General features: G+C 73.9%; 3 protein-coding genes and 1 pseudogene. All 4 read right to left on the reverse strand.

Annotation, left to right across the window (positions count from 1 at the left end):
* On the reverse strand, window positions 1–201 hold a 201-nt coding region (locus tag I5G_RS23300; protein ID WP_036329117.1), incomplete at its 3' end, for a 2Fe-2S iron-sulfur cluster-binding protein.
* Window positions 202–244: 43 nt separating this feature from the next.
* A complete protein-coding gene (locus I5G_RS17405; RefSeq protein WP_022880203.1) occupies window positions 245–1,078 on the reverse strand; it encodes an FAD binding domain-containing protein in 834 nt (277 codons plus the stop codon).
* Window positions 1,079–1,081: 3 nt separating this feature from the next.
* Entirely contained in the window at window positions 1,082–1,306 is a 225-nt protein-coding gene (locus I5G_RS23305) for a pyridoxine 5'-phosphate oxidase C-terminal domain-containing protein (RefSeq protein WP_051038864.1), read from the reverse strand.
* 69 nt (window positions 1,307–1,375) lie between these two features.
* Window positions 1,376–1,723, reverse strand: a pseudogene (locus I5G_RS17415) (MFS transporter); the annotation flags it as partial.

Consider the following 1,723-nt stretch of genomic DNA (forward strand, 5'->3'; position numbering starts at 1 on the left):
CGACCGCCCCTCCAGCGCCACCGCGGGGATGATGCACGAGTGCGTCGGTGCGCCGTCGAGCAGCACCGAGCACGCGCCGCAGTCGCCCGCGTCGCATCCCTTCTTCACCTCGACATGCCCGGTCTCGCGCAGCAGCGTGCGCGCGCACTGACCGGGCCGCGGGTCGGCCTCGACGGCGGACCCGTTGACCTGGAACTTCACTCGGTGTCCTCCTGCTGGACCGTGCCGGCTCGGCGTCGCGTGCTCACGCGGCACCCTCGTGCGACTCGCGGGCGAAGCCCGCGCGCAACCGCTCGGCGAGCACGACGCTCACCCCGCGACGCCAGTCGGCGCTCCCCAGCGGATCGGTGTAGAAATCGGTCGCGGATGCCACGGCATCCCGCAACTCTCCGGCCCCGGGAATCCGCACGAACCGCAGCACGCGCGGCCGACGCACCGCCGCCGTGACGACGAACACGGACGATCCGTCGGGGTCGACGCGGGCCGTGACCACGGCCCCGGAGCGTCCGAGCTCCGCCAGTGCGATCTTCTGCAGCGCCACGCGCGACGTGAGCGCCGCCGCCGGAATGTCGAGCGCGCGGAGCACCTCGCCCGGCGCGAGGGAGGTCACGGCGTTGTCCACGATGAGCTCGGCGACGGCGATCCGGCGCTCGCCGCCGTCGGGCGTCCACACCAGGGCCGTGGCATCCAGGGTCGAGAGGAACGCGATCATGGCGCCGGCCGCGAATGCGCGGCAGACGTTTCCGCCGACCGTGGCGGTGTTCCAGATCTTGAACGACGCCAGCAGCGCGTCGGCGGCGGGGCGGGCGAGCCCGAGTGACGTCCACTCGGCGGGCGCTTCGCGTTCGGCCCACGCGAGCAGCCGCGCGATCGTGCAGGTGGCGCCGATGCGGAGACCGGCGTCGGTGATCTCGAGGTCGGGCCAGCCGAGGGTCGTGAGGTCGACGAAGCCCGTGGTCTCGGGCTGCGGCTCGCTCATGAGCCAGGTGCCGCCGGCCAGGACGACCTCGCCCGGGGCGAGCGTGAGGTCCGCCCGGGTGCGCGCGGCGCGGTAGGAGGTGACGGAGGTGATGTCCACGCGTCAGCCCGCCAGGATCTCGCCCGACCACGCCCCATCGTCGAGTCGGTAGTGCTGCCGCGTGCTCTGCCCAGCGGGGTCGCCGCGCCAGAACGTCAGGGTGAGCGGGCGCAACCGGAATCCGACCCAGCGCTGCGGCGGGTCGAGGACGGGGTGCGTCGAGTCGAACTCGGCCCACACGCGCCGGCGCTCCTCGGCGGGGAGCTGTGCGTTGTCGAGCGTGTTCATCCAGGCCAGCAGCTGCAGGTACCGCGAGCGCTGGGCGTAGACGGCGGCGGCCTCGCGGGCCGGACCGCCTCAGCCGACCGCGGGCGGGACGATCGCGTCCGACTCCGCATCGGAGAAGGCCACCTTCGGCACGAAGAACAGCAGGACCGCGGCGAAGAACCCGCCCGCCGCGCAGATCGTCCACACGGTGATGTACCCCGCGAGCGGTGCGGCGGTCGCGGCGACGGCCGCGCCCGCTCCACCCGCGAGCACCACGCCGAAGATTGCCGACGACATCGTGCCGCCGATGGTCTTGGTGGTGTTGGTGAGTGCGGATGCCACGCCGGTCTGCCCGCGTGGAGCCGCGGCCGCGGCCGCGGCCGGCATGGCCGCGACGAGCGCGCCCGAGCCGAGGCCCGCGATCGCGAGGCACAGCAG

Source organism: Microbacterium sp. B19 (genome assembly GCF_000333395.1).
Taxonomy (GTDB): Bacteria; Actinomycetota; Actinomycetes; order Actinomycetales; family Microbacteriaceae; genus Microbacterium.

What these genes read in the sequence shown, in the direction of transcription:
- I5G_RS23305 (WP_051038864.1), bottom strand. Translation starts at nt 1,306, where the DNA reads ATGAACACGCTCGACAACGCACAGCTCCCCGCCGAGGAGCGCCGGCGC.